Raw genomic sequence first — 21,853 nt, forward strand, 5'->3', positions numbered from 1 at the left:
GCAGTGGGATGAATCGCATCACCGGCGCGACACTGCGCCGGTGGGTTCTGGGCGCGTCACTGGCGCTGGGAGCGTCCGGTGCGTCCCTCGCTGCGCCGGATGTCTCTCCCGAGAAGATCGAAGCGCTCAAGGAAAAGATCGCAGACATCGACGACTGGCTGAACGACGCCCGGCAGGACCGGTCAGAACTCGAGGAGGCGCTCGCCACCGCCGAGCGCCGCATCAGCGATCTCAAACGCGAACGCCGGGATCTGCGCCGCCGCATCCGTGAGCAGCAGGACCGGCTGGAAACGCTGGAAGCGAAGGAACGCCGACTGAGCCGTGAGCTGGACAATCGCCGCGAACAACTCGCCGCTCAGCTGCGGGCCGCCTGGATGACCGGGGATGCCCCTGCCCTCAAGGTCCTGCTCAACGAGAGCGACCCCCAGAAACTGGCCCGGCTGATGACCTACCACCAGCACATCAGCCAGCACACCCTGGGGCAGATCGACGACTTTAACCGCACGCTCGAACAGCTCGAGACCACCCGGCGGCAGGCACGCCGCGCCAAGGCCTCGCTGCGGGATTCGGAGCGCGAGCTTGCCCGGCAACAAACGCACCTTCAGAACGCGCAGGACAAGCGTCAGCGCACGCTGGCCCTGCTGGAATCCGATATTGAGGAGAAACGCTCCCGCCGTGAGCAACTGGTCGCGGACCGTGAACGGCTCGAAGAGCTGCTCCGGGACGTTCAGGAAGCCGTCGCGAACCTCTCCGCGCCCACCGACGCCGCACCGTTCAAATCCCGGCGCAACGAGCTGCCCTGGCCGGTCGACGGACGCGTCATCAGCCACTACGGCGAGAGCCTCCATGAAGGGCGCCTGCGCCAGAACGGTCTGGCGATCGAGACCCGCCGGGAGGCCAACGTCTCAGCCGTGCATTATGGCCGGGTGGTGTTCTCGAACTGGCTGCGCGGATTTGGCCTGATGACCATCATCGATCATGGTGATGGCTTCATGAGCCTGTACGGCAACAACTCAAGTCTGCTCAAGTCGCCAGGCGATTGGGTCCGGGCGGGCGAAACCATCGCGATTGCCGGCAATGGTGACGCAGACGACACGCCGCGTGTGTATTTCGAGATTCGCCAGGGCGGCCGGCCTGTGGACCCGGAAAGCTGGCTGAAACAGTGAACCAGTAACAGTCCTGCACGGTCCGGACTGACAAAACCCGTTGCAGGCGGCATACTTGTGACATCCGTTGCGCCGGAAATCCTCCGGGTTCAGCGGTACCGAACCCACTCGAAGGCTTCGACCAATACAACATGACGACAATGACGATTGCCCGACTGACCGCTTCTGCACTCCTTGCCACCAGCCTGGTGCTGGCCGTGCCCGTTGCCACCCACGCCGCGGAACCCGAGGTTCCCGAAGCCACCGGTGGCAAGAAGGACGACGGCAACACGCTGATTCAGGAGACAGCCGACGGGAAGACCGTGGAAGTCGACCTGCCGGACCCGGAAAAGCAGCTTCCACTGAAGGATCTGCGCCAGTTCACCGAGGTGTTCGGCCGCATCCGCGAGGCCTACGTGGAGGAAGTCGACGACCGCACTCTGCTGGAGAATGCGATCAAGGGCATGCTGTCCGGTCTGGACCCGCATTCGGCCTACCTCGCGCCCAAGGCCTATGAGGAGCTTGAAGAAAGCACCAGCGGCGAGTTCGGCGGGCTTGGCATCGAAGTCGGCATGGAGAACGGCTTCGTCAAAGTGATCGCGCCCATCGACGGCACCCCGGCACAGAAGGCCGGCGTGCAGGCGGGCGACACCATCGTCAAACTCGGCGACCAACCGGTGAAGGGCATGAACCTGGAGGAAGCCGTCAACATCATGCGCGGCAAGCCCGGCACCGAGCTCACGCTCACCATCGTGCGGGAATCACGCAGCAAACCGCTGGAGATTACCGTCAAGCGTGACGTCATCCAGGTCACCAGCATCCGTTCCCGCATGCTTCAGCCGGGGTACGGGTACCTGCGTGTCACCCAGTTCCAGGCCGACACGGGCAAGGACTTTGTGAAGACCATTGACGAACTCGAGTCGAAGAACGACGGCCAGCTCGATGGCCTGATCATCGACCTGCGCAATAACCCGGGCGGCGTCCTGCAGGCCGCTGTGGAATCCGCCGACGCGCTGCTCGATGGCGGGCTGGTGGTCTACACCGAAGGCCGCATCAAGAGTTCCAAGTTGCGCTTCAACGCCGAACCGGGCGACGAGACCAACGGCACCCCGATCGTCGTGCTGATCAACGGCGGTTCCGCCTCGGCCTCTGAAATCCTCGCCGGTGCGCTGCAGGACCACGACCGCGCCGTCATCATGGGTACCGAGTCGTTCGGCAAGGGCTCCGTCCAGACCATCATGCCACTGGACGAAACCCACGCGATCAAACTTACCACGGCCCGCTACTACACACCGGACGGGCGCTCGATCCAGGCCAAGGGCATCCATCCCGATGTGGTCGTGCGCCCCGCGAAACTGACTGAGCTGGACAGCCAGCCCTTCTTCACCGAGGCGGACCTGAGCGGCCATCTCGAAGGCGAAGCGCCTGAGGACAAACCGGCAAACAGTGACCCGTCGCAGGAACAAGACGAGGACCGGAAAGAGGCCTCGCTGCTGGAGCGGGACTTCCAGCTCCAGAGTGCCCTCAACCTGCTTCAGGGGCTGAACATTCTTGGCGAGAAAAAGGGAGTCAGCACGGAGTGAGCCGGGCGGTGACGCGACGATCAACGCGGCTCCGGTCTCTGGCGACCGGCCTGCTACTGGCGCTGTCGAGTATCGGCGCGCAGGCCGGTGGCGAGGGGCCACCGCCAACCATCGCGATCATCATCGATGACATGGGGAATAACATCACCCAGGGCCGGCGACTGATCGAAATGGATCAGCCCCTGACGCTCGCCTTCCTGCCCTACCGCCGCCATACCCGGGCACTGGCCAAGTCGGCCCACGCCAACCGCAAGGAAATCATGCTCCACGCCCCCATGGCGAACACCCGCCGTCTGTCGCTTGGCCCGGGCGGGCTGGAAGCGGGCATGGGCGAGCACGGTATCACCGGCACCTTGCGCCGGGCGCTAAAGGCCATCCCCCACGTCAAAGGCGTCAACAACCATATGGGCAGCCTGTTGACGCAGCAGCTCGCCCCCATGCGCTGGATCATGTCGGAACTCGACCGTTACCCGCTCTACTTCGTCGACAGTCGCACCATTGCCAGCTCTGTTGCCGCCGACGCCGCCCGCGACCGGCGGATTCCCCACCTGAGCCGGGACGTCTTCCTCGACCATAAGACCACCACCGAGTACGTCGATGCCCAGTTCCAGAAACTGATCGCCACGGCCCGGCGCAATGGCACCGCCATCGCCATCGGGCATCCGCACAAGGTCACTGTGGATTATCTGGAGAAACACCTGCCGGAACTGGACCAGCAAGGCATCGCCGTCGCCACCGTCAGCAGCCTCTGGGCCATGCGGCACGACAATCGGCGGATGTTTGTGGAAGGCGAAAAGCAGGCCGTCGCACCGGCGTTGGCGAAGAAGGACGAGTGATCGATTCGCCGCGGAAAGGCGCGGAAGAACGCGGAAATCGCCCTGCGGGCGGCCACTTTAGTTACAAGTTAAAAGTCGCAAGTTACAAGAAGGGACAGCGGGCGGGATAAAGACAAGCTCTTCAGCCCCCATGAGAAACGAGCCGGGGATCAAGCACTTGCCACTTTCAACTTGCTACTCATTGTTTTCCGCGGATTCCGCGGCAAAAACACCTCACCTCACTCCCTCACCTCAATCCCCTGCTCCGCCATGAATCGCTTGGCTTCGGGGATGGTGTGTTCGCCGAAGTGGAAGATGGAGGCGGCGAGGACGGCGTCGGCGTGGCCGTCTTTGATGCCATCGACCAGGTGCTGGAGCGTGCCGACACCCCCTGACGCGATGACGGGGACGGAGACGGCGTCGCTGACCGCGCGGGTCAGGCCGATGTTGAAGCCGGCCTTGGTGCCGTCCCGGTCCATACTGGTCAGCAGCAGCTCACCCGCGCCCAGGTCGACCATCTTCTGCGCCCACTCGACCGCATCCAGCCCGGTGGGCTTGCGACCGCCATGGGTGAAGATCTCCCAGCGCAGCGGCTCGCCGTCTTCGCTGACCTGCTTGGCGTCCAGCGCCACGACGATGCACTGACGCCCGAAGCGCTCAGCCGCCTCGCGCACGAATTCCGGGTTAAACACCGCCGCCGTGTTGATCGACACCTTGTCGGCACCGGCGTTGAGCAGCTTGCGGATGTCCTCCACCGTGCGCACGCCACCGCCGACGGTCAGCGGAATGAACACCTGGCTGGCCATGCGCTCGACCGTCTCGTAAGTGGTGTCCCGGCTCTCATGACTGGCGGTGATGTCCAGGAACGTGATTTCGTCCGCGCCCTGCTCGTTGTACTTGCGAGCCACCTCGACCGGGTCGCCGGCATCGCGGATGTCGACGAAGTTCACGCCCTTCACGACACGACCCTTGTCCACATCGAGGCAGGGAATGATGCGTTTGGCGACGGTCATGCGCCTGTCTCCTGCTCGTCGCACCAGCGCTGCGCCTCGGCCACGTCCAGTGAGCCTTCGTAGATCGCGCGGCCCGTGATGGCGCCGAGAATGCCCCGGTCCGCGACGGCGTTCAAACGCTGGATGTCGTTCATGTCGGTAATGCCGCCGGAGGCGATGACCGGCAGGCCGCATCCTTCCGCCAACGCAGCGGTCTGCTCGACGTTCACGCCCTGCATCATGCCGTCCCGGCTGATGTCGGTGTACACAATCGAGGACACGCCGTCGGAGGCAAACCGGCTGGCCAGATCCGTCGCCTTTATCTCGGACACTTCGGCCCAGCCATCCGTGGCGACCCGACCGTCCTGTGCATCCAGCCCGACGATGATATGGCCCGGGAATTCCTTGCACATGCGGGTGACAAAATCCGGCTCCTTGACGGCCTTGGTACCGATGATGACCCATTGGACGCCGGCTTTGAGATAGGCCTCAATGGTCTCGCCAGAGCGGATGCCCCCGCCAATCTGTATCGGCAGATCCGGATACGCGCGGGCAATCTCGCGGACGATCGCACCATTGACCGGCTCGCCGGCAAACGCCCCGTTCAGGTCCACAAGGTGCAGCCGACGGGCACCCGCCTCAACCCAGCGGGCGGCGACGTCCACCGGGTTCTCGGAAAACACGGTGGAGTCATCCATACGGCCCTGGCGAAGCCGAACGCAGTGGCCGTCTTTAAGATCAATCGCGGGAATAATCAGCATTGGGGAACTCGGTTATCAGGTTGTGTCAGTGACCGGACCAGTGGGCAAAGTTCTTCAGCAGTTGCAGGCCGGCGCGGTGGCTCTTTTCCGGGTGGAACTGGACCGCGAAGATATTCTCGCGCGCCACGGCCGCCGCGACGTCCACGCCATAACGGGCACGGCCCACCATGGCGTCATTGCCCTCTGCCTCGGCGTAATAGCTGTGCACGAAGTAGAAGCGTTCACCGTCGTCGATGTCATTCCACAGCGGGTGATCGCGCGTCTGCCAGACCCGGTTCCAGCCCATGTGGGGCACCTTGAGCCGCTGGCCCTCCTCTTCGAGATGGTCGCCGAAATAGCGGACCTCTGCCGGGAACAGGCCGATGCCATCGACGCCGCCATTCTCCTCGCTGCGCGCCATCAGTGCCTGCATGCCCACGCAGATGCCCAGCAGCGGCCGGTCGGCGGCCACTTCACGCACCAGTTCGTCCACGCCCTGACGGCGGATTTCGGCCATGCAGTCACGGATCGCGCCGACGCCGGGCAGCACCACCCGGTCGGCCTGGCGCACGTCATCGGCTTGATCGGTCACCAGCACGCGCTGGTCCGGCGCCACGTGTTCCAGCGCCTTGCTGGCCGAATGCAGGTTGCCCATGCCGTAGTCGATGATGGCAATGGTGGATGTCGCCATGGAGACTCTTTAGAGGTTATTGGTTGAATGGGTCAGAGGTTGTCGGGTGAATGGGGCGCCCTCAGAGGGCACCCTTGGTCGAGGCAATCACGCCGGCCATGCGCTCGTCCTGCTCGACGGCCATGCGCAGGGCCCGGCCGAACGCCTTGAACACCGTTTCGATCTGGTGGTGGCTGTTCTTGCCCTTGAGGTTGTCGATGTGGACGGTCGTCATGGAGTGATTCACGAAACCGTGGAAGAACTCCTCAAACAGGTCCACGTCGAAGCCGCCGACCGAGGCGCGGGTAAACGGAACGTCCATGTGCAGGCCGGGACGGCCGGACAGGTCGATCACCACGCGGGACAGCGCTTCGTCCAGCGGCACGTAGGCGTGGCCGTAGCGGTAGATGCCCTTCTTGTCACCAACGGCCTTGGCAAACGCCTGACCCAGCGTGATGCCGATGTCCTCCACCGTGTGGTGGTCATCGATGTGCAGGTCGCCCTCGGCACGGATGTCCAGATCCACCAGGCCATGCCGGGCAATCTGATCCATCATGTGCTCAAGGAACGGCACGCCGGTTTTGAACGACGACTGCCCCGTGCCATCGAGATTGATGCTCGCAGTGATGCGGGTTTCCAGCGTATTACGCTCGACCTCTGCCTTGCGTTCGGCCATGGTGACTCCAGAAATGCCAGATCAGGCGCACAGTATACCGATTCTGGCGGCAATTCTCATCGTGCGTCGCTCAACGCGGGCCGATCAGAACGCCTTTTTGAGATTCTCCATGTACTGGTCCACCAGGTCATTGAACTGGTGTTTCACGACAGGGCTGATGGCCAGCTTGAGCATCCCCGGCAGTGGCAGGGTCAGTTCCGCATTCGTGCGAAAGACGACGTGAGTCTCGCTGTCGCTCTTCTTTTTGAGCGTCCAGCTCCCCTGCACCAACCCGTTGCCCTCGCCCTTCACCGGTTCCCAGGTGATGCGCCCGGCATCCCGGTCGTCCTGATACCGGCAGGCATAGATGGACTGGATGGAGTGGCGGTCCACGCCAATCTTCTCCATCTCCCAGCGGTAGGTGTTGTCGCCAAGATCGACCATTTCATGCAGCTTGGGAAAGTGCGCAGCGGATTTTGGCACGTCCGCCAGCAGGTCAAATACGTCGTCGTAACCGGCCGGCAGATCCAGCTCGCGGTTCAATTCAATCGTGATGGTAATCGCCACCGCAGACTCCTTCGTCTCTGATCGTTATTGTCTTTGTTGAGGAACCTCAAGGCTACCGCACTCGCCCTACGCGTCAATGGGAACCTTCTTCATGGCGACACTCGTTCAGACAGTGGCGGTTCAACAAACCGTCATGCGGTGGTTCTGGCCGCCCCGCGAGCCTGTGCATTATGCTGGTGCCCTGTCTGGCCAATTCGTTGGCCGACTGAGCCAGACAGGGCACCACGCCCAACATGGATTCATTTAAAAGGATGCCCACGCTATGAAAGCGCTTCGCTACGCCCTGATCGCGATTGCCGCCCTGTTCCTGTTGCTGGTCATCGCCGTCGGCATCGCCGTGGCCGTGATCAACCCCAACGACTACAAACCGCAGATCGAGAACGCCGTCGAGGAGAGCACCAACCTCGACCTGATCCTGACCGGGGACATCGGCTGGTCCTTCATGCCGATCGGGCTGGAAATCAACGACGTGGAAGCGAAGCTCGACGACAGGCGCCTGGTCGCGCTGGACCGCCTGGAAGCGCGGGTCAGCCTGTGGTCGCTGATCACCATGTCGCCGGCCGTTCACACCTTCGCCCTGAGCGGGCTGGATGCGCACCTGGTCAAAAACAAGGAAGGGCAAGGGAACTGGACCCGGATCATGCCCGAGGGTGAGCCGGACGAGACCGCCACCCCGGAAAGCGAACCGGCAGAGCCCACATCCGCTGGCGGCGGCGAGCCGCTCGCCTTCAGCGTCGAAGAGGTGCTGATCGACAACGCCCGCCTGCATTACTCGGACGAAACCACGGGCCAGTCACTGACCCTTGAGAACGTCAGCGTGACCGCCCGGGATATCGCGCTTGGTAAGACTTTCCCGCTGGAACTGGGCTTCCGCGTCGCCACGAATCAACCGGAGCTGACCGTGAATGGCCAGCTCAGCGCAGCGCTGTCTGCCAACGAGGCCCTGAACGCCTTCACCCTGAACGACCTGGACGGCGAGTTTGATCTGACCGGTGCGCCCTTCAATGGCAACACCGTCACCGCCGGCATTGCCGGTAAAGCCAGCGCGAATCTCGACACCGAAACCGCCAGCCTCTCCGAACTGGTGGCCACCTTTGCCAACCTGGAACTGACCGCCAACCTGGACGTGAAGGGCTTCGGCGCCGAACCGCAGCTTTCCGGCAACATCGACCTTGCCGAGTTCTCAATTCGCGACACGATGGACACCATGGGCCTGCCCGCCATCGAGACCCGTGATCCGGACGTGCTCAATGCCGCCGCCTTCTCCACGACCATCGGCGGCAAGCCGGGCGTCATCCGCCTGAGCGACCTGTTGCTGACGCTGGACGACACACAGTTCCAGGGCGACGCCGGCCTGACGCTCGCCAACACCGGCATCAACCTCACACTCCAGGGCAACAGCCTGAACGTGGATCGCTACCTGCCGCCGAAGAAGGAGGGTGAGGAAAACGCACCAAGCGACGAGGAAACCGCCTCCTCAGACACGGCATCGACCGGCCAGACCGAGGAATCCGACCTGCTGCCACTGGAAACCATCCGCTCGCTGGCACTGGACATCGACCTGGGCCTGGACGAACTGATCGCCAGTGGCCTGACCATCTCCAATCTCAAGGCCGTGGTGACCGCCGACAACGGCTTGGTCAACGTCAAACCGGTTTCCGGCGATCTGTATGACGGCAGCTTTAACCTCCAGGCCAAGCTCGATGCCCGCTCGGATAATCCCAAGTGGACCATCACAGAGCGCACGAAAAACGTCCAGATCCTGCCGCTGCTGATCGATCTGGCGGAAGTCGACATGCTGGAAGGCGGCGCCAACATCAGTGCCGACATCACCACACGCGGCAACCGCATCGCCACCCTGCGCAACAACGTGGCCGGCACCATCGACTTCAACCTGGACAAGGGCGCCTTCCGGGGCATGAACCTGACTCACCTGGCCTGCCAGGGCATTGCCATGGCCAATCAGGAAAGCCTCAGCACCAACGACTGGGGCGACAAGACACCCTTCAATGACATGAGCGGGCGATTCACCATTGACGGCAACACCCTCACCAACAACGATCTGACCGCTGCCCTCGCCGGCATGAAGCTGGGCGGGAAAGGCACGGTGGACGCGAAGGAACGGGTGCTCGACTATGAGGCCGGCCTGCGCGTGGTTGGTGAGATCCACCGGGACGAAGCCTGCCGCGTCACGAAGTACGTGGAAGGGACCGTCATCCCCGTCGAATGCCGCGGCGATCTGGCCGGTGATCCCGCCGCGCTGTGCTCCTTCGACGGCTCACGCTTCCGCGACACCCTGAAGGACATGGCCGCCAACGCCGCGAAGCAGAAAGCCAAAGAAGAAGTCGACAAGGCCAAGGAAAAAGCGAAGAAAAAGGCCGAGGAAACGATCAAGGAAAAGCTGGGCGATGAAGTCGGCGACAAACTGAAGAACCTGTTCTGACGATGACCGACACCTTCGCCGAACGACTGCTCGACTGGTACGACCGCCACGGCCGCAAGGACCTGCCGTGGCACCACAACCAGACGCCGTACAGGGTCTGGGTCTCAGAGATCATGCTCCAGCAGACCCAGGTCGCCACGGTCATCCCCTACTTCCGGGCGTTCATGGAGCGCTTCCCGGACGTGCGGGCGCTGGCCGAGGCACCGACAGACGATGTGCTGCAGCACTGGTCCGGGCTGGGCTACTACGCCCGTGCCCGCAACCTCCAGAAAGCCGCACAGGCTGTTATGGCGGAGCACGGCGGCGAATTCCCGACCAATCAGGACGCGCTCGAAGCCCTCCCCGGCATCGGCCGCTCCACCGCGGCGGCGATTCTCGCCCAGTCCCACGGCATCCGCGCGGCGATTCTCGATGGCAACGTCAAACGTGTACTGGCCCGCTACCACGCCGTCCACGGCTGGCCGGGCCGGACCGCCGTCGTACGCGAGCTCTGGCGGCACGCCGAGGCGCACACGCCCGACACGCGCATCCGCGACTACACCCAGGCCATCATGGATCTGGGCGCGATGGTCTGCGGCCGCCGCCAGCCAGACTGCCACCTCTGCCCGGTCAACGACGGCTGCGAGGCACACGCTCAGGGCCTGACCGAACACCTCCCGGAGCGCAAGCCAAAGAAAGCCAAACCCCAGAAGGAAACCTGGGCGCTGGTGCTGGAAGACGGCGACGGCCGGCTGCTGATGGAGCGCCGCCCGCCCAACGGCATCTGGGGCGGCCTCTGGAGCCTCCCGGAACTGGACCCGGCCATCACCCTCGACGAACTGCCCGAAGCCGTTGAGCGCCAACTGGGGCTCGCCTGCAGCGAACCGGACCCACTGCCCGACGTTCGCCACACCTTCAGCCACTACCACCTGCAGATCCACCCAGTGCGCATGGTCGTGCAGGGCCAGACGGCGATCGCCGACAACGACCAGTCCTTCGTCGCCGAATCATCGATTCCCGAACTCGGCCTGCCCGCGCCAATCCGGAAACTACTGGAATCGAGACACCAGACATCATTGCTGGAAGGAACCGACGCAGTTTAAGGTTCCCCCAACACGGAGGCTCGCCCCGGTGGTCTTGCCGACAGACCGTCAGATGCCACGGATGGCATCTGCCGAGCGTACAGGGATGTATTCACAGCGTGTCTTGTCGGCAAGACCACCGGGGCGGGCCGGACCGGAGACTCCAAAACGAGGACACCCGAATGAGCCGCACCGTCTTTTGCCGCAAATACCAGAAAGAAATGGAAGGCCTCGACTACCCGCCCATGCCCGGCGCCAAAGGCGAGGAAATCTGGAAAACCGTCTCCAAGCAGGCCTGGCAGGAGTGGCAGAACGAGCAGACCATGCTCATCAACGAAAAACACCTGAACATGATGGACCCGTTCGCCCGCAAATACCTCAAGTCGCAGATGGAGAAGTTCCTCGACAACGAGCCCTTCGACCAGGCCGAGGGCTTCGTGCCACCCGAGGACGACAAAAACTGATCACCGATTGGCCGATCTCACCGATTTTCCGGCCCGGCCCTTGACTCAAAAACGGGAAATCGGTTTAATAGCGCCCCGTTGCTCGCGGGGTATCCCCAGCAGCGGAGCAGCCGGAAAGCTGCCGGTGTCAGGCGAGCACCGACATCAAAACCGTCGACAATGTGCCCGGATAGCTCAGTTGGGTGAGGCAAGCGGTTACAAAGCAACGCTTTGTGCGCAGCCGAACGACGCAAATCTACGATTTGCGGCAGGAGCTAGCAGTGGAGCAGCCGGAAGGCTGCCGGTGTCAGGCAAGCACTGAACAAAAAATTGCTGACAATGTGCCCGGATAGCTCAGTCGGTAGAGCAGTGGATTGAAAATCCTCGTGTCGGTGGTTCGATTCCGCCTCCGGGCACCACGAATTCTGAAAGCCCCCAGCGCCTTTGGTGTTGGGGGCTTTTTCGTTGGTCGAGATCACGCATTCCAACGTTCTCTTCGCTCAATGCTCTCCTGAGCGATGCCAAGCTTCAAAAGGATATCGACTTTGTTGTCACTTAACTGAGCAGGAAAGCGAATCAGGGAAAAATCCGCTGCCGCAGACGCCTTATCCAGAAATTCGTCGCGCTCTTGCCTCTTCTATGGTCGGTGATTCTTGTCATCCGGCTCGATCGACCAAAACAGGCTCGAAGGGGTTTCCGATCAACAACGACGATCTCGACGTACTGGCTTTTTTCCGGTTACGGGCGAAATACCACGCCTATGGGCACCATGAGATGGTCCAACTGATTCAGTCCACCTCATTTCCCAGCCTCGCGCATTCAAACCGAATACCCTGGAAGCAGGCCGCCAGAACGCCTGGCTCAACACTTATTCTCCCTTTCGGTTCGAAGGCGATTACTGATCAAGGGAAACCCGAACCGTTCTTTCTTCAGGACCCTTTTCAAAGGACACATCTTCAAACAACGGCTCACCAAAGCCTGCTTCGCCGCTAAACCCATAATGCTCCGTAGGTATGCCGACAAAGTTCTTGCTCAGGCTATGATTGCCATCCTCATCGACGTACGCAGCAATGGCATAAAGGCCAGGCTCGACGTCTTTCAGCGTCAACTTCATGGACTCGCCACTCCATCGCTTTCGTATTCCCACCAAAGGCTTGCCATCTGGAAATTCAGAATCTTTATCAAAAAGCGCGAGGCTTAGCTCTCCTAGCAACGGTTCACTGCTGTTCAGGGAAACGGTAATGGTCTCCGCCGAAAGTGCGCCACTGAAACCGATCACCGGCAACATCAACGCTAGCATTTTCATAGATTTCTCCTCTCTTTCGACAGATTTGGCGCTTATTTCTCTTTCTCAATCACGCTCAAGGCATTGTCGGACCATTCGAGCCAGGACCGGTTGACGTCGATCCCCCGCAAAAGCGCGAGATGCTGAAGCCTGTAATGAAACGGCAGGTTCTCCGGATCGGAAAAGTAACGCGACTCAATTGCCAGATAGCGATCCAAAGTCGCCTGCCAATGGATCCTATGTCCCTCAATTTCTGCCTTGAGGTTGGCTATATCCCATAGCTCACCGGCGAACATTTTAAGCAACAGGGGATCCCGTACTCTCGGTCGTTCTGAAGGCTCATTTACCCACTCCGCCAGGTCTCCGCGGCCGCGCTCAGTAATGGCATACACCTTTCGGTCCGGTTTATCGCTTTGCGGCACTTCTTCAAACGTCACGCATTTCTCGTCACGCAACTTCGCAAGTTCACGATAGGTTTGCTGGTGACTGGCATTCCAGACATTTCCCATTCGCTCTCGAAGCAACTGCGTCAACTCGTATCCGGTTGCCCGGGATTCGTTCAGGCAGCTCAGCAGCGCATATTTGAGAGCCATTGCTGTGTTCTCCTTCTCTCAGCCCTATCGAGCGACCAATAAACTATATGCACATTGTTGCATATAAGTATTCTGTGCGTAAAATGATCAACACACTCGGACGTCCGACTTGGAGAAGTTTTAATGAATCTGGAGTTGTTCGCTCAGGCGTCGTTGCCCATACAGTGGCATGTCGTATTGGCAGCCATCGCCGTCGTCATCGGCGGATTGCAGCTAGTTCTTCCGAGAGGAACCCGAGTTCATCGGATAGCGGGATGGAGCTGGGTAGTTTTCATGGCGGCCGTATCTCTGACCTCGTTTTTCATCCACGAAATCCAGCTGTGGGGTCTATGGAGCCCTATTCACGGGCTGTCGATATTTACCCTGATTATCTTGGGAGTTGGCGTCTGGGCGGCAAGGGTTGGTAAACACAGAACCCATGCAATCACCATGTCTGCAACCTACTTCTTAGCTCTGATTTTAACGGGCGCCCTGACCCTGTTACCTGGTCGGATGATGCACGAAATGCTGCTTTAAAAAGTACCAGTCGCAGCCAGCTCTCTGATGACTTGGATGGTTTCAATATCTACCGTTAAGCAAGCTTGCTCTGCGCATAGCTCATAGGTCGTTGAACCAAGGTCATTTTCATACTGTTGGCGTGATAGCTAAAGCATACAAACAAGGCGCCAGGCTCTGCCCCCCCCCAATGCCCTTGACGAGACTGTCCAAAAACCGTGACAGATCCGAAACAATGTCGACTTCTCAAGCGGCTATCAGAGAGCACCGACACTCACCGACTACGCAAGTTCTTTAATCGAAGACAGGCGTTCGTTTTGTAAGCGTCGTTTCGCTTGGTCGGCTCGTCCCTATACTGTTCGCGCCAGAACTGGCACATCTGACGGGCACTTCGAAGGTTTCGGCGGTGCTGTTGAGCCTTTTCCCTCTCTTCAGCTGTTGGCCCAGACGGTTTGGAAATGGTCGAGAGATCCGGCTCCCAGTCGATGGGAGGCGCTGTGTGGGTCGAGTCGTCGTGATGGTACGGGGAATCACTCGACTCAAAGACACTATCCATCGCCCCGACCAGTTCCGACATGACCCACGCCCATAACGCGGTCATGATGGCGATGGTTATCAGATTGCCGACCACGATGGCCGCGACGAGCCGAAGAAACTTCATGCGCTCACTCTCCCTGTTGAAGGCACTACAGCGCATGCTATCGACCCCGATTCAGGTGTCAACGAAGTGTCCACCACAGATGGTGGTTTGAAACCCTCGTGTGGGTGATTCAATCCCGCCCGGGCACCACGAATTCTGGAAGCCCCCGGCGCCTACCACGCTGGGGGCTTTTTCGTTACGGTGCGGTTATCCCAGAAACAAGACCGCCCACCATGCCAACGCTTCACACCCTCCGCCCCCAGAAAATCCCCCTACGCCGCTACCTGGCCCGCGCGTCAGTCGCCCTGATCCACCGGACCAATTCGTCGGGCGAGCAGGAGCTGCTTTTCATCCAACGCGCCGTTCGGGATGGCGATCCGTGGTCCGGAGACATGGCGTTTCCCGGTGGGCGGATGGAAGCTCAGGATCGGAATCCGCAGCGGACGGCGGAGCGGGAGACGCTGGAGGAAACGGGTCTGGATCTGGCGTCGCACGGTGAGCTGGAGGGGCGTCTGGCGGAGTTGGTGACGCGAGAGCACAGCCGTTGGCGGCCGATGGTGGTGACGCCGTATGTGTATCGGTGGCGGGGGCCTGAGGATTCAATGCAGAATCACGAGGTGGATCGGATGGTGTGGATTCCCCACACAGATCTCGTGCGTTCCGTCCGACTCTGGCGGACGTCGCTGGGCACCCTGCGAGTGCCCTGCTACCGGTACGATGGGCACTGCATCTGGGGCCTAAGCTACAGCATGCTCCGGGACTTCCAGCGCCGCGCGTGACGGCTCACAAAAAACCGGGCAGAGGGGCGCTTTACGCCTCCTGCCAGGTCAAGGAGTTCATAACGAGATGGGCCCCGAGCCTCACCCGGGAAAACGCGTTACCAGCTGTCGCCAGCGTGTTCGTCCGATTCGTCCTCGGCTTCCTCGCCCGCATGCTCATCGGACTCTTCCTCGGCTTCTTCGCCGGCATGCTCATCACCGCTTTCGGTTTCCACCGCATCACCACCGTGCTCATCGGCCGCCATCACCGGACCGGTCATGGCCAGGCCTGCGACGAAGGCGAGCAGCGCGAGGATGTATCGAAACTGTCTCATGGGTCTCTCCTCGTTTTTGTCATTCATGTCCCCGAAGGGCGCGCCCGCAACGCGACATTGGGAGCACACCGTGCGCCCTCCGGCTGGCACTTCAAGGGTCTGGTCCCGACAACCTGCGGCCACCCGCGACAATCAGAACCTCACTAGCTCTTACGTTGTGACGGCCATACAGGTTTCACAATGACCGTTCCGGGTTGGCCTGATTCTGGTTTCGCGGCGTCAGCGGCTCGGTCAGCCAGGTGGCGAGTGACAGGTAATCATCACGCCCTTCCGACAACCCCAGTTCTTTCATTTCCTCCGCGTCCGGCTCCTGATAGGTGCCGAACAAGCGGTCCCAGATAATAAAGATGGTGGCAAAATTGGCGTCGCCAGTCCGCCGCTTCACCGTGTGGTGGCTGGTGTGGAACCGGGGCGTGACGATCACCCAGCGCAGCAGACGCTCCCAGCGGTCCGGAAAATCGATGTTCGAATGATGGAACTGGCTGGCCAGACTCACGGCGATCTCGAACGCGACGAACCCCACGACCGACGGTCCCCAGAGTGCAATCCACACCAGCTTCACGAAGAACGAGATGAACAGCTCGCCCGGGTGAAACCGCAGGGCGGTGGTCACATCCACATGGGTGTCGACGTGATGCACCTTGTGGAACCGCCAGAGTAGTCCGACGCGGTGATTGAAGCGGTGCCACCAGTAGTCGAACATGTCCAGCACGATGATCGTGGCCACGATGCCGCCAATGCCGCTGTAGCCGATGATCGGCGCCAGCCCCCAGCCCTGCTGGAACACATACTCAGTCCAGTACAGGAAGGGAGCCAGCAGGACCACGCGAAGCAGGACGGTGTTCACCACCGCCACAGTGGCGTGCATACGCAGGCGCTTGCCCCGCGCATCCTGCCATGGGCGCGCACTCATCAGTCCTTCCAGCAGGAAGAACAGGGCGAACCCGGCCAGGAAGACGGGAAGCTTCACGTCATCCATCGCTGCCCCTCCACCATTTACCGGAGGAGATTGATCCGGTCGTTGACGAAATTATAGCGCGGCTGCTGACGCCATTCGCCGCCCTCATGCACCGGCAGTTTGTGCACGTTCTCCTCGTAGACCACCAGCTCGCCGTCATGCATCTGCAGCCAGAAGTCCAGATCGTAGGTCTTGTACGGGTTACCGACGGCGGCGAAGTTCGTACAGGCGAAATAGTGTCCGCCGCCCATGGTGCGCACCGGGTCGTGGATTGTCTGGAACTGAAGCGCCAACGTCTGGCTGGTGCGCGGGTCGGTGATCTCGAATACGCCGGGATTACCATGCTCTGTGCGCTTCTGGATGTGCTTGCGCATGGCCGCCTTGATATCGTTGGCGGTGAAAGGGCGTGCTTCTTCCGACTGCTCTTTCGCCGGCGGTTCGTAGTCCGCCGCGCTCACCATTTTGCTGTCCTCATCGGCCGGTTCACTGGTGCAGCGAGCCAGAGCCAGCACCAACAGGACCGGCAACAGGATCAGCCCCTTGCGTAAGAGCCACAGGCTTCGATCGTTTGTCATTATTCTGCTCTCCTCTCCCGACACCCCTGCCACAACAAGGGCGCGCAACCATCACTTTACGCCGCTGATCAGATCTCAACCAACCCGGCGCTGGTGTTCTCAGTGGGGTTGTACGGTCGGGAGTCGGATTTGGGTGCAGCGGTCGGTGAAATCCACTCAAAATGGACCGCGAACCAAGTGAGAACAGCGGCGAGGAAATCCGACCGCCCCGTCTGGAGCGGCCAGACGGGAGGGTTAGATGGCGCCTTCGGTCCGGGCAGGTTGTTCACGGCCACGACGCACGGCCCGGGGTGCCCCGACCGCCAGAACCGTCGCCCCGACAGACCCGACCATCATCATTCCCACAATGGGCGTGAGGGTGTGGGCACCGATGCTCGCCGAGATGGCGCTGATAGCCCCGGCGATGGTGAACTGCGTACCACCGAGCAGGGCCGAGGCGGTGCCGCCCAGATGGGGGAAATACTCCAGCGCGTTGGCCATGTTGTTGGGGATGATGGCGCCCATGCAGCCGACCGAGGCGATGACAAACCCGGCGAACACGTACCAGGGCGCACCGAGCGAGGCGGCGATCATCACGCCAAAGATCGCCAGACACTGGATCACGACCAGCGTGCGAAGGATGTCCACCGATTCGAACCGCTTGAGCAGGGCCCGGTTCAGGAGGTTCAGTGTGGCCATGGCCGCCACGTTGGAGGCGAACAGCGCCGAGAAGCCGGTTTTCGTCAGGCCGAACCATTCCTGATAGATGAATGACGCGTGGGTGATGAACACCATCATCACACTGAACGACAGGGCCTGAATCCCAATAAAGCGCATCGTCAGCGGATGGCGCAGCACCTGCCAGTAGTTCGTGACCAGTGTTGCAACCGGCGTATGAATCGGCTCATGTTTCGGCAGACGCCGGAACAGCAGCAGATTGAGCGTGATCGCCAGCAATACCGCGTACCCGGTCAGGAACAGGAAGATCAGGGACCAGTCCCCGATGGTCAGCAGCAGGGTGCCCAGTGACGGCGCCACCGCGGGAGCGACAAACATCACCAGCCCGATCAGGCCGAACAGGCGCGCGGCATCCTGCCCGTGGCTCTGGTCCCGCACAATCGCGGGCACGGAAACGGCACAGAAGGCGCCCCCGATGCCCTGCACAATCCGCCATCCCAGCAGCTCCGCCAGCGTGCCGGCCTGGGACACCATGAGCGCCGATAACGCGAACACGGTCAGCCCAGCCATCAGAACCCCCCTTCGGCCATAGCGATCTGACAGAGGACCACCCACGAGCTGTGCCAGACCCAGCGTCGATACATAGGCGCTGAGACTCAGACCCACATCCGCCTGCGTAACGCCCAGCGCGGCCGCGATATCCGGAAAGGCGGGCAGGTAGGCATCCAATGCCAGCGGGCCCAGCGCGACAGTCATACCGAGAAGGATGGCCAGTTGAAGGTGAGGCATGAGGGACTCCTGTCAGAACGACGCGAGCCGGCTGCCGATCCGGAGAGCCGGAGGATTCAAACGGTCGTATGAATTCAGTACCATGAGGGGCGTCGCGTTCGGTTAGCTCGCGACATTTTCACCCAGTCTACTCATAGATAACCAAGGTGTCTGTTGATGAATGCCACTATCCGACGCTGGTTCGCCACGGCCGGCGCCATGCGCAAAGCACTCAATGTGTTCGGCCCCTACGTCGGTGCCGGCGTGAAAATCACCCACATTGAGGACGATTTCAGTTCGGCGACGGTGACCATGCGCCAGCGCTGGTTCAACACCAACTATGTGGGCACACACTTTGGAGGTTCGCTCTACAGCATGGTCGATCCCATGTACATGCTGCTGCTCATGCGGCGGCTGGGGAACGATTACATCGTCTGGGACAAGTCGGCGAGCATCGACTTCCTGCGCCCCGGGCGGGGCACGGTCACGGCCCATTTCGAGCTGACGGACGACCGCGTCGACGCGATCCGAAAGGCAGCCGCAAACGGTGACAAGCAGTTACCGGAGTGGACAGTGGCAATTACCGACGAGGAGGGAGAGGTGGTCGCCCGCGTTCACAAGACGCTCTACGTGCGCCTGAAGCGGGCGTGACAGACCAGCTACTCCGGAGAGGAATCGGGCGCGAGCATCGCCACAAACTGACGTGCCGCTTCGAAGGTGCTGAAACTGTGGAGGGTCTCGCGGCCATCAATTTCGACGAGGTAGACCCGGCCCTCGCTGGACTCATCCGCCCGGGAAACGATCCGGAGCAGATCCTGTTCAAGTAGCACTTCCTGCGTTACTGCCATGGACGCAATCCTGATGGGGGCGTGGTTGTTGTTATCGAAACGGACTGTCGGCACACGACCGACATGTCCACTATGAACCATAACGAACCGGCTCACCCGGGACGAGCGACAGTCTTTGAAATACTGCACAAACGTACCAAGCGACACGTGCGGAACGGTGCTTGAGGGTGATTTTGGCCCGAAATGGGATCACTATTGATTTTTTGGGCCACAGTCCGTAAAAAAATGCCGTCGCCATGGAACCGGCTGACAGCGCCCGATTTCCCCCGAACGCTTTCGGCAGTGGCGGTATCGGACTATTGTTGACAGGTAAACCAATGACAAAGGCAGGGTCGGACGCCTGCCCCAATAAACCAGGAGCATTCCATGGCCGATGACAGTGCCCCGCTTGTATGCCGGGACATCCACAAATCGTTCGGGGATACCGAGGTCCTCAAGGGCCTGGATCTGGAAACCCGCAAGGGCGATGTGGTGTCGATGATCGGCAGCTCCGGCTCCGGCAAGAGCACCTTCCTGCGCTGTATCAACCTGCTTGAGACCCCGACGGCCGGCGACGTCATCCTTCATGGCGAGCCCCTGAGATTCAAACACAACCGCAAAGGCCTCCGCGTTCCGGCGGATCAGCGCCAGGTGGAACGCGTCCGGGCGAAGCTCTCCATGGTGTTCCAGAGCTTCAACCTCTGGTCCCACATGACCGTTCTGGAAAACATCATCGAGGCGCCGGTCCACGTCCTGAAGGTTCCGAAAAAGGAAGCAATCGAGCGGGCGGAAGCCTACCTCCACAAGGTGGGCATCTACGAGCGCAAGGATTACTACCCGGCCCAGATGTCCGGCGGTCAGCAGCAGCGGGCAGCCATTGCCCGGGCCCTGGCAATGGAGCCGGAGGTCATGCTGTTCGACGAGCCCACCTCCGCCCTGGACCCGGAACTGGTCGGTGAGGTGCTTCGGGTGATGCAGGATCTGGCCGAAGAGGGGCGCACGATGATTGTGGTGACCCATGAAATGGCATTCGCCCGGGACGTGTCGAATCAGGTGATGTTCCTGCACGAGGGGCAGATCGAGGAGCAGGGAACACCGGATCAGGTGTTCAACAACCCCTCCTCGGAGCGTATGAAGCAGTTCCTGACCCCCAACTTTCAGCAGAGGTCGACGGCGTGACGTCTCAACCTGGCCCGATGCCTGCTAGGCTTTCCCAAGATTCGTCCAATGCGTTCCGTCTTTCCGGACGCATGGCGTTTCCGGCGGTGTGTCTGCACCGCCGAATTCCATCAACACAGTTGATAAAAAGTAAAACGACGGAGTTTCTGACATGAAAAAACTGCTGATTGCCGCGGGTTGCATCCTGGCCATGATGGCTGGCATGGCCCAGGCGCAGGACCGCCCGCTGCGGATTGCCTTTGATGTGCCCTACGAACCGTTCGAGTACAAGACACCCGACGGTGAGCTGACCGGCTTCGAGGTCGAGCTGGCGCGCGCCATGTGCGAGGAAATGGGGCGTGAGTGTGAATTCGTGATCCAGGCTTGGGACGGCATCATTCCCGGGCTGCTGGCCCGGAAGTACGATCTCATCATGTCGTCCATGTCCATCACCGAAGACCGCGCCAAGCGTGTGCTGTTCTCCGAGCCCTACTACATCACGCCGGGCGCCTGGTTCGGCAAGATGAAGACCAAAGTGGACGTCACCGACATGTCCGCGATGGAGGGCAAAGTCGTGGGTGTTCAACGCGGGACCACCATGGACAATTACGTCACCGAGAACATGAGTGACGTGGTGGACATCAAGCGCTACACCACCGCCGATGACATGGTACTGGACCTGGAAAGTGATCGCCTGGACCTGACCTTCGTGGATTATCCGGTCGGCGAGGAGTACTTCCTGAGTGAAGACAACTACAAGGTGGTTGGCGAGCCGGTGAAGCTCGGCAAGGGCGTGGCCGTTGCCATGCGCAAGCGCGACACCGAGCTGGCGGAGAAAATCAACGCCGCGCTGAAGACGCTCAAGAATGATGGCACGTACGACACCATCATGGACAAGTACTTCGACTACAACATCAAGATGTAAACCACTCCCCGGGGCCGGCCTTGTGCCGGCCCCGCACCGTCACGGATCACTGCGTCCATGCTCGATTTTCATGGCTATGGCCCGGAGCTGCTCCGGGGCGCTCTCGTCACCACCGAACTGGCATTCGCCTCGCTGGCGCTGGCCCTGGGTATCGGCCTCCTCGGTGCCTCGGCGAAGCTGTCCGGCAGTCGCTCGGCCAAGGGCATTGCCACCTTCTACACCACCGTCATTCGCGGCATCCCCGACCTGGTCATGATGATGCTGTTCTACTATGGCGGGCAGGTGCTGATGAACCGGCTGTCCGACTATCTGTACTACAACTACGAAATCGATTTCTTTGTTCAGTTCGACCCGTTCATTTCCGGCGTTCTGACCATCGGACTGATCTTCGGCGCCTATATGACAGAAACCTTCCGTGGCGCCTTCCTGGCCGTGGACAGCGGTCAGATCGAAGCCGGACGTGCCTATGGCATGAGCCGGGTCCAGATCTTCTTCCGCATCATGTTTCCACAGATGCTGCGCCACGCCCTGCCCGGGCTGGGCAACAACTGGCAGGTGCTGCTCAAGACCACCGCGCTGGTCTCCATCATCGGCCTGTCGGACATGGTCCGCATCGCGGAACAGGCCAGTAAGGCCGAGCACGAACCCTTCAAATTCTTCATTCCGGTGGCGGCCATGTACCTGACGCTGACCGCCATTTCGGAACTGGCCATCAAATGGCTGAACAAACGCGCCAATGTCGGCGTTGCGGGAGGCGCCTGAACC

General features: G+C 61.0%; 25 protein-coding genes and 1 tRNA gene. 13 read left to right on the plus strand and 13 right to left on the minus strand.

Features of this window, described 5'->3' with window-relative positions:
* Nucleotides 1–8: 8 nt before the first annotated feature.
* From C8D92_RS10345 to C8D92_RS10355, 3 genes are all read left to right on the plus strand, one after another.
* Complete coding sequence (locus C8D92_RS10345) at nt 9–1,166, plus strand: murein hydrolase activator EnvC family protein (protein ID WP_116919323.1); 1,158 nt, start codon at nt 9–11, stop codon at nt 1,164–1,166.
* Nucleotides 1,167–1,306: 140 nt separating this feature from the next.
* Nucleotides 1,307–2,728: a S41 family peptidase gene (locus C8D92_RS10350; protein ID WP_095610380.1), complete on the plus strand. Its 1,422-nt coding sequence runs from the start codon at nt 1,307–1,309 to the stop codon at nt 2,726–2,728.
* An 8-nt stretch (nt 2,729–2,736) separates the two neighbouring features.
* The gene (locus C8D92_RS10355) at nt 2,737–3,564 is read left to right on the plus strand and encodes a divergent polysaccharide deacetylase family protein (protein WP_409456166.1); all 828 of its coding nucleotides are present in this window, start codon (nt 2,737–2,739) and stop codon (nt 3,562–3,564) included.
* A 218-nt stretch (nt 3,565–3,782) separates the two neighbouring features.
* Here C8D92_RS10355 and hisF read toward each other — a convergent pair whose 3' ends face one another.
* The 5 genes from hisF to C8D92_RS10380 form a co-directional block, all read right to left on the minus strand.
* The gene (hisF, locus tag C8D92_RS10360) at nt 3,783–4,556 is read right to left on the minus strand and encodes an imidazole glycerol phosphate synthase subunit HisF (protein ID WP_095610379.1); all 774 of its coding nucleotides are present in this window, start codon (nt 4,554–4,556) and stop codon (nt 3,783–3,785) included.
* Nucleotides 4,553–5,296 (minus strand): 1-(5-phosphoribosyl)-5-[(5-phosphoribosylamino)methylideneamino]imidazole-4-carboxamide isomerase, encoded by a 744-nt coding sequence (hisA, locus tag C8D92_RS10365; protein ID WP_095610378.1) that lies wholly within the window; start codon nt 5,294–5,296, stop codon nt 4,553–4,555. The genes hisF and hisA overlap by 4 nt, the downstream gene beginning before the upstream one ends.
* Nucleotides 5,297–5,321: 25 nt before the next feature.
* The gene (hisH, locus tag C8D92_RS10370) at nt 5,322–5,966 is read right to left on the minus strand and encodes an imidazole glycerol phosphate synthase subunit HisH (RefSeq protein ID WP_095610377.1); all 645 of its coding nucleotides are present in this window, start codon (nt 5,964–5,966) and stop codon (nt 5,322–5,324) included.
* A 61-nt stretch (nt 5,967–6,027) separates the two neighbouring features.
* Complete coding sequence (gene hisB / locus C8D92_RS10375; RefSeq protein WP_095610376.1) at nt 6,028–6,621, minus strand: imidazoleglycerol-phosphate dehydratase HisB; 594 nt, start codon at nt 6,619–6,621, stop codon at nt 6,028–6,030.
* A gap of 84 nt (nt 6,622–6,705) precedes the next feature.
* Nucleotides 6,706–7,167 carry an SRPBCC family protein gene (locus C8D92_RS10380; RefSeq protein WP_095610375.1) on the minus strand — a complete coding sequence of 154 codons (462 nt, stop codon included), beginning with the start codon at nt 7,165–7,167 and terminating at the stop codon, nt 6,706–6,708.
* A gap of 262 nt (nt 7,168–7,429) precedes the next feature.
* Here C8D92_RS10380 and C8D92_RS10385 point away from each other — a divergent pair, with 262 nt between their 5' ends.
* From C8D92_RS10385 to C8D92_RS10400, 4 genes are all read left to right on the plus strand, one after another.
* The gene (locus C8D92_RS10385) at nt 7,430–9,610 is read left to right on the plus strand and encodes an AsmA family protein (RefSeq protein WP_116919324.1); all 2,181 of its coding nucleotides are present in this window, start codon (nt 7,430–7,432) and stop codon (nt 9,608–9,610) included.
* Between the two features lie 2 nt (nt 9,611–9,612).
* A complete protein-coding gene (gene mutY, locus C8D92_RS10390; protein WP_116919325.1) occupies nt 9,613–10,692 on the plus strand; it encodes an A/G-specific adenine glycosylase in 1,080 nt (359 codons plus the stop codon).
* A gap of 161 nt (nt 10,693–10,853) precedes the next feature.
* Entirely contained in the window at nt 10,854–11,135 is a 282-nt protein-coding gene (locus tag C8D92_RS10395) for an oxidative damage protection protein (RefSeq protein ID WP_095610372.1), read from the plus strand.
* Nucleotides 11,136–11,457: 322 nt separating this feature from the next.
* Nucleotides 11,458–11,533 (plus strand) — tRNA-Phe (locus C8D92_RS10400).
* A 476-nt stretch (nt 11,534–12,009) separates the two neighbouring features.
* On the opposite strand, the gene C8D92_RS10405 is transcribed toward C8D92_RS10400, so the two are convergent.
* Together C8D92_RS10405 and C8D92_RS10410 are read right to left on the minus strand one after the other, a co-directional pair.
* Nucleotides 12,010–12,420, minus strand: coding sequence for a DUF2141 domain-containing protein (locus C8D92_RS10405; RefSeq protein WP_095610349.1), 411 nt, complete (start codon nt 12,418–12,420; stop codon nt 12,010–12,012).
* Nucleotides 12,421–12,452: 32 nt separating this feature from the next.
* Entirely contained in the window at nt 12,453–12,992 is a 540-nt protein-coding gene (locus tag C8D92_RS10410) for a PadR family transcriptional regulator (protein WP_095610348.1), read from the minus strand.
* 123 nt (nt 12,993–13,115) lie between these two features.
* Here C8D92_RS10410 and C8D92_RS10415 point away from each other — a divergent pair, with 123 nt between their 5' ends.
* Complete coding sequence (locus C8D92_RS10415) at nt 13,116–13,508, plus strand: DUF2306 domain-containing protein (protein WP_116919326.1); 393 nt, start codon at nt 13,116–13,118, stop codon at nt 13,506–13,508.
* A gap of 253 nt (nt 13,509–13,761) precedes the next feature.
* Here the strand turns inward: C8D92_RS10415 and C8D92_RS10420 are convergent, their stop codons facing one another.
* On the minus strand, nt 13,762–14,148 hold the full coding sequence (locus tag C8D92_RS10420) for a hypothetical protein (RefSeq protein WP_095610346.1): 387 nt from the start codon (nt 14,146–14,148) through the stop codon (nt 13,762–13,764).
* A gap of 212 nt (nt 14,149–14,360) precedes the next feature.
* Here C8D92_RS10420 and C8D92_RS10425 point away from each other — a divergent pair, with 212 nt between their 5' ends.
* Entirely contained in the window at nt 14,361–14,906 is a 546-nt protein-coding gene (locus C8D92_RS10425; RefSeq protein ID WP_095610345.1) for an NUDIX hydrolase, read from the plus strand.
* Between the two features lie 98 nt (nt 14,907–15,004).
* Here C8D92_RS10425 and C8D92_RS10430 read toward each other — a convergent pair whose 3' ends face one another.
* From C8D92_RS10430 to C8D92_RS10445, 4 genes are all read right to left on the minus strand, one after another.
* Complete coding sequence (locus C8D92_RS10430; RefSeq protein WP_095610344.1) at nt 15,005–15,220, minus strand: hypothetical protein; 216 nt, start codon at nt 15,218–15,220, stop codon at nt 15,005–15,007.
* Between the two features lie 175 nt (nt 15,221–15,395).
* Nucleotides 15,396–16,199 carry a sterol desaturase family protein gene (locus C8D92_RS10435; RefSeq protein WP_095610343.1) on the minus strand — a complete coding sequence of 268 codons (804 nt, stop codon included), beginning with the start codon at nt 16,197–16,199 and terminating at the stop codon, nt 15,396–15,398.
* 17 nt (nt 16,200–16,216) lie between these two features.
* A complete protein-coding gene (locus C8D92_RS10440; RefSeq protein ID WP_116919327.1) occupies nt 16,217–16,753 on the minus strand; it encodes a hypothetical protein in 537 nt (178 codons plus the stop codon).
* Between the two features lie 234 nt (nt 16,754–16,987).
* Nucleotides 16,988–18,199 carry a multidrug effflux MFS transporter gene (locus tag C8D92_RS10445; RefSeq protein WP_116919328.1) on the minus strand — a complete coding sequence of 404 codons (1,212 nt, stop codon included), beginning with the start codon at nt 18,197–18,199 and terminating at the stop codon, nt 16,988–16,990.
* Between the two features lie 156 nt (nt 18,200–18,355).
* Between C8D92_RS10445 and C8D92_RS10450 the strand changes: the two genes are divergently transcribed.
* A complete protein-coding gene (locus tag C8D92_RS10450; RefSeq protein WP_095610340.1) occupies nt 18,356–18,829 on the plus strand; it encodes a DUF4442 domain-containing protein in 474 nt (157 codons plus the stop codon).
* Between the two features lie 8 nt (nt 18,830–18,837).
* Here the strand turns inward: C8D92_RS10450 and C8D92_RS10455 are convergent, their stop codons facing one another.
* Entirely contained in the window at nt 18,838–19,026 is a 189-nt protein-coding gene (locus C8D92_RS10455) for a hypothetical protein (RefSeq protein ID WP_116919329.1), read from the minus strand.
* 366 nt (nt 19,027–19,392) lie between these two features.
* Here C8D92_RS10455 and C8D92_RS10460 point away from each other — a divergent pair, with 366 nt between their 5' ends.
* From C8D92_RS10460 to C8D92_RS10470, 3 genes are all read left to right on the plus strand, one after another.
* Entirely contained in the window at nt 19,393–20,184 is a 792-nt protein-coding gene (locus tag C8D92_RS10460; RefSeq protein ID WP_095610338.1) for an ABC transporter ATP-binding protein, read from the plus strand.
* Nucleotides 20,185–20,335: 151 nt separating this feature from the next.
* The gene (locus C8D92_RS10465) at nt 20,336–21,088 is read left to right on the plus strand and encodes a transporter substrate-binding domain-containing protein (protein ID WP_095610337.1); all 753 of its coding nucleotides are present in this window, start codon (nt 20,336–20,338) and stop codon (nt 21,086–21,088) included.
* A gap of 57 nt (nt 21,089–21,145) precedes the next feature.
* Nucleotides 21,146–21,850 (plus strand): ABC transporter permease, encoded by a 705-nt coding sequence (locus tag C8D92_RS10470; RefSeq protein ID WP_116919330.1) that lies wholly within the window; start codon nt 21,146–21,148, stop codon nt 21,848–21,850.
* Nucleotides 21,851–21,853: the final 3 nt, after the last annotated feature.

The sequence above is a fragment of the Tamilnaduibacter salinus genome, from assembly GCF_003096655.1.
In the GTDB taxonomy this organism is placed as follows: Bacteria; Pseudomonadota; Gammaproteobacteria; order Pseudomonadales; family Oleiphilaceae; genus Tamilnaduibacter; species Tamilnaduibacter salinus.

What these genes read in the sequence shown, in the direction of transcription:
- hisH (WP_095610377.1), bottom strand. Translation starts at nt 5,966, where the DNA reads ATGGCGACATCCACCATTGCCATCATCGACTACGGCATGGGCAACCTG.
- C8D92_RS10435 (WP_095610343.1), bottom strand. Translation starts at nt 16,199, where the DNA reads ATGGATGACGTGAAGCTTCCCGTCTTCCTGGCCGGGTTCGCCCTGTTC.
- mutY (WP_116919325.1), top strand. Translation starts at nt 9,613, where the DNA reads ATGACCGACACCTTCGCCGAACGACTGCTCGACTGGTACGACCGCCAC.
- C8D92_RS10410 (WP_095610348.1), bottom strand. Translation starts at nt 12,992, where the DNA reads ATGGCTCTCAAATATGCGCTGCTGAGCTGCCTGAACGAATCCCGGGCA.
- hisA (WP_095610378.1), bottom strand. Translation starts at nt 5,296, where the DNA reads ATGCTGATTATTCCCGCGATTGATCTTAAAGACGGCCACTGCGTTCGG.
- C8D92_RS10445 (WP_116919328.1), bottom strand. Translation starts at nt 18,199, where the DNA reads ATGCCTCACCTTCAACTGGCCATCCTTCTCGGTATGACTGTCGCGCTG.
- C8D92_RS10415 (WP_116919326.1), top strand. Translation starts at nt 13,116, where the DNA reads ATGAATCTGGAGTTGTTCGCTCAGGCGTCGTTGCCCATACAGTGGCAT.
- C8D92_RS10405 (WP_095610349.1), bottom strand. Translation starts at nt 12,420, where the DNA reads ATGAAAATGCTAGCGTTGATGTTGCCGGTGATCGGTTTCAGTGGCGCA.
- hisF (WP_095610379.1), bottom strand. Translation starts at nt 4,556, where the DNA reads ATGACCGTCGCCAAACGCATCATTCCCTGCCTCGATGTGGACAAGGGT.
- C8D92_RS10465 (WP_095610337.1), top strand. Translation starts at nt 20,336, where the DNA reads ATGAAAAAACTGCTGATTGCCGCGGGTTGCATCCTGGCCATGATGGCT.
- C8D92_RS10385 (WP_116919324.1), top strand. Translation starts at nt 7,430, where the DNA reads ATGAAAGCGCTTCGCTACGCCCTGATCGCGATTGCCGCCCTGTTCCTG.
- C8D92_RS10440 (WP_116919327.1), bottom strand. Translation starts at nt 16,753, where the DNA reads ATGACAAACGATCGAAGCCTGTGGCTCTTACGCAAGGGGCTGATCCTG.
- C8D92_RS10425 (WP_095610345.1), top strand. Translation starts at nt 14,361, where the DNA reads ATGCCAACGCTTCACACCCTCCGCCCCCAGAAAATCCCCCTACGCCGC.
- C8D92_RS10395 (WP_095610372.1), top strand. Translation starts at nt 10,854, where the DNA reads ATGAGCCGCACCGTCTTTTGCCGCAAATACCAGAAAGAAATGGAAGGC.
- C8D92_RS10345 (WP_116919323.1), top strand. Translation starts at nt 9, where the DNA reads ATGAATCGCATCACCGGCGCGACACTGCGCCGGTGGGTTCTGGGCGCG.
- C8D92_RS10455 (WP_116919329.1), bottom strand. Translation starts at nt 19,026, where the DNA reads ATGGCAGTAACGCAGGAAGTGCTACTTGAACAGGATCTGCTCCGGATC.
- C8D92_RS10470 (WP_116919330.1), top strand. Translation starts at nt 21,146, where the DNA reads ATGCTCGATTTTCATGGCTATGGCCCGGAGCTGCTCCGGGGCGCTCTC.
- hisB (WP_095610376.1), bottom strand. Translation starts at nt 6,621, where the DNA reads ATGGCCGAACGCAAGGCAGAGGTCGAGCGTAATACGCTGGAAACCCGC.
- C8D92_RS10430 (WP_095610344.1), bottom strand. Translation starts at nt 15,220, where the DNA reads ATGAGACAGTTTCGATACATCCTCGCGCTGCTCGCCTTCGTCGCAGGC.
- C8D92_RS10450 (WP_095610340.1), top strand. Translation starts at nt 18,356, where the DNA reads ATGAATGCCACTATCCGACGCTGGTTCGCCACGGCCGGCGCCATGCGC.
- C8D92_RS10350 (WP_095610380.1), top strand. Translation starts at nt 1,307, where the DNA reads ATGACGATTGCCCGACTGACCGCTTCTGCACTCCTTGCCACCAGCCTG.
- C8D92_RS10420 (WP_095610346.1), bottom strand. Translation starts at nt 14,148, where the DNA reads ATGAAGTTTCTTCGGCTCGTCGCGGCCATCGTGGTCGGCAATCTGATA.
- C8D92_RS10460 (WP_095610338.1), top strand. Translation starts at nt 19,393, where the DNA reads ATGGCCGATGACAGTGCCCCGCTTGTATGCCGGGACATCCACAAATCG.